General features: G+C 68.4%; 4 protein-coding genes. All 4 read left to right on the forward strand.

The window, feature by feature from the left end; genetic code table 11:
• Positions 1–943, forward strand: a 943-nt coding sequence (locus EQG76_RS04715) for a carbohydrate ABC transporter permease (RefSeq protein ID WP_159711051.1), incomplete at its 5' end; no start/stop codon positions are given.
• Between the two features lie 15 nt (positions 944–958).
• Positions 959–2050 (forward strand): ABC transporter ATP-binding protein, encoded by a 1092-nt coding sequence (locus EQG76_RS04720; protein ID WP_159711053.1) that lies wholly within the window; start codon positions 959–961, stop codon positions 2048–2050.
• A gap of 14 nt (positions 2051–2064) precedes the next feature.
• Positions 2065–2568 (forward strand): gluconate 2-dehydrogenase subunit 3 family protein, encoded by a 504-nt coding sequence (locus tag EQG76_RS04725; protein WP_159711055.1) that lies wholly within the window; start codon positions 2065–2067, stop codon positions 2566–2568.
• The coding region (locus EQG76_RS04730; protein ID WP_159711057.1) for a GMC family oxidoreductase N-terminal domain-containing protein at positions 2555–3396 on the forward strand (842 nt) is incomplete at its 3' end. The genes EQG76_RS04725 and EQG76_RS04730, both read left to right, overlap by 14 nt.

Raw genomic sequence — 3396 nt, forward strand, 5'->3', positions numbered from 1 at the left:
CGGGATGCGGCGGACCACCGCCCGGCTGGCCCGGCTGCCGGCCTTTACCCCGAGATCGACATTCTCGCCGCGCACCCGGCGCATCCTGGGCAAGGTCGCGATGTGGACGGCGATCGTCCTGATCTTCGTCTGGTCGTTCGTGCCGTTCGCCTGGCTGATCCTGATGAGCCTGCAGAGTGCCGCCGACCTGGTGCGCACGCCGGCGACCGTGGTGCCGGGGCCGCTGACGCTGGAGAATTTCCGCTACGTGCTGTTCCCGGACACCGGCACGGGCGGCCAGTCCAGCGTGCAGGCGTCGCGGGTGCCGTTCGGGATCTGGAACAGCTTCCTGGTCGCGGTCGCGGTGACGGCGGTGAACCTGGTCCTGGGCGGCCTTGCCGGCTACGCCTATGCGCGCTCGGGCAAGAGCAAGCTGATGGGCGGGACGCTCTGGGCGCTGATGCTGACCCGGATGACGCCGTCGCTCGCCCTGATCCTGCCGTTCTTCCTGGTGTTCAAGACCATGGGTCTGCTGGACACGCGGACCGGGCTGGTGATCGCCTACTGCTCGCTGATCCTGCCGCTCTCGACCTGGATGATGAAGGGCTATTTCGAGGGGCTGCCGCCGAACCTGGAAAAGGCGGCGCTGGTGGACGGCTGCTCCCGGCTCAAGGCGATCTGGAAGATCGTGCTGCCGGTTTCCGTGCCGGGGCTGGTGGCGGCCGGGATCTTCTGTTTCCTGATCAGCTGGAACGAGTTCATCTTCGCACTGATCCTGACCGGCACCCCGAACGCGCAGACCATCCCGGTCATCATCGCCGGCTTCCTGGTCCAGCTCCGCTTCTACGATTACGGGCCGATGTTCGCGGCCTCCGTGCTGGCGGTGATCCCGCCGGTCGTCATCGCCCTTCTTTTCCAGCGCTGGCTGGTCAGCGGCATGCTGTCTGGTTCGATCAAAGGCTGAGGAGACCATTCCAACGTGGCCAGCGTCACCCTCGATCGACTGACCAAGCAGTTCGGCGCCGTGTTCGCGGTGTCGGAGCTCGACATCACCCTGCCGGACGGAGAGTTCCTGACCCTGCTGGGCCCGTCCGGCTGCGGCAAGAGCACGGCGCTGGGCTGCATCGCCGGCCTGGAGAAGCCCTCCGCCGGCTCGATCCTGTTCGACGGGACCGACGTCACCGAGCGCGACCCGCACGAGCGCAACATCGCCATGGTGTTCCAGGACTACGCGCTCTACCCGCACATGAGCGTGCGCGACAATATCGCGTTCGGCCTGCGCCAGCAGCGGCTCGACGAGGCGACGATCGGCAGGCAGATCGATGCGGCCGCCGACATGCTGGACCTGGGCGCGCTGCTGGACCGCAAGCCCGTGCAGCTCTCGGGCGGGCAGCGCCAGCGCGTCGCGGTGGGCCGTGCGGTGGTGCGCAACCCGGCCGTGCTGCTGATGGACGAGCCGCTGTCCAACCTGGACGCCTCGCTCCGGGTCAAGACCCGCACGGAGATCAAGCGGCTGCAGCGCGAGATCGGCACGACCGCGGTGTTCGTCACCCATGACCAGGAGGAGGCCATGGTGCTGTCCGACCGGGTCGCGGTGATGCGGGCCGGCAAGCTGCAGCAGATCGGGCCGCCCATGGAGGTGTACCGCAAGCCCGCCAACCTGTTCGTGGCGAGCTTCATCGGCAGCCCGGCCATGAACTTCTTCGAGGTCGAGACCGGGCTGGAGGACGGGGTGATCCGCTGCCGGGTCGGCGAGACCGTGCTGTCCCTGCCGACCGGCGTGGTGGCCGAGCAGAGCCTCGGTGCCATCCGGGGCGGGCGGAAGGCGATCCTGGGCATCCGGCCGACCGACCTGATGGCGAACGCCCAGCGCGACCTGACCCTGGAGGGCGATGTCTTCCTGGTCGAGCCGATCGGGCCGGTTTCCTATGTGGATGCCGAGATCGGCGGGCAGGCGGTCAAGGGATTGTGTGAGCCGGACGAGGCGCCGGCGGTGGGGGCGAAGGTGCGCTTTGGCGCACTGGCGGCGCGGGTCCATCTGTTCGACCCCGCGTCGGAAGAAAGACTGTGATGGGAGTGGTAGGGGTGAGCGAGGCCATACGGCTGTCGACCATGCTGCGTGACCTGGTCGACGTGCTGATTCCAGGCGAGGACGACTGGCCTTCCGCGTCGCTGGCAGGCGTGCATGGCATTCTCGGGATGCGGCTCCTGGAGGAACTCGGCGAGGATGCGCTCCTTCAGGTCGAGCAGGCGCTCCAGGCCTGCGGCGGGCCGCTCGGGCCACTGGACGAAGACCAGCGGATGATCGTGGTCGCCAAGCTGGAGGCGAGCCAGCCCAGGCTGTTCACGCTGATCCGCACCGCGACCTATCTCGGCTATTACGAGAGCCCTGGCGTGATCCCGGCGATCCGGGCACTAGGCCAGCCCTACGACCCGGTGCCGATCCTCAAGGGCTACCATCTGGAGCCGTTCGACCGCGAGCGCGACCGGCCGAAGCGCAATCGTGGCTTCTACATCCCGACCGACGAGGTCAAGCCGGTCGACATTTCGGGCCTCGATCATCTGGGAGAGCGCCATGGCCGCGCGTAACGATCATGCCGACGTCCTGATCATCGGCTCGGGCGCCACCGGTTCCCTCGCTTCGCTGGTCCTGGCCGAGGCCGGGCTGCACGTCATCTGCCTGGAGCAGGGCGGCTGGGTGGAGCCCCGCGAGCACCCGCACTACCGGCCGGACTGGCAGTGGAACCGGCGCACGAGCTGGAACGCGGACGTCAACGTCCGCCGGCCCAATCCCGACGACTTCCCCGTCAACAGCGACAGCTCCCAGGTCCTGATGTGGAACGGGGTCGGCGGCTCGACCAATGTCTATGGCGCGCTCTGGCCGCGCTACCGCCCGTCCGACTTCCGCAAGGGCACCGAGCACGGGCTGCAGCCGGACTGGCCGATCACTTATGAGGACATCGCGCCCTATTACGAGAAGGCCGACGCGCTGATCGGAGTGAGCGGCCTGGAAGGTGACCCGGCCATGCCGGCCCATCCGCCCTACCCGACGGGCCCCTTGCCGATGGGCGCCCCGGCCCGCCGGATGGCGCAGGCGTTCGACAAGCTCGGCTGGCACTGGTGGCCGGTGCCGGCGGGCGTGATCTCTTCGGATTATGACGGGCGCCCGGCCTGCAACGGCTGCGGGATCTGCACGGGCTGCCCGCGCGGCTCGATGAGCAAGTTCTCGATGTCGGTCTGGCCGAGGGCGCTGGAGGCGGGCACCGAGCTGCGCACCTATGCGCGGGTGATCCGGATCGAGAAGGACCGCTCGGGGCGGGCCACCGGTGCCATCTATGTCGACCGTAATACTGGCCGGCAGCACAAGGTGACCGCGGATGTGGTGGTGCTGGCAGCCAACGGCGTGGGCACACCGCG

The organism is Geminicoccus flavidas (assembly GCF_009806515.1).
In the GTDB taxonomy this organism is placed as follows: domain Bacteria; phylum Pseudomonadota; class Alphaproteobacteria; order Geminicoccales; family Geminicoccaceae; genus Geminicoccus; species Geminicoccus flavidus.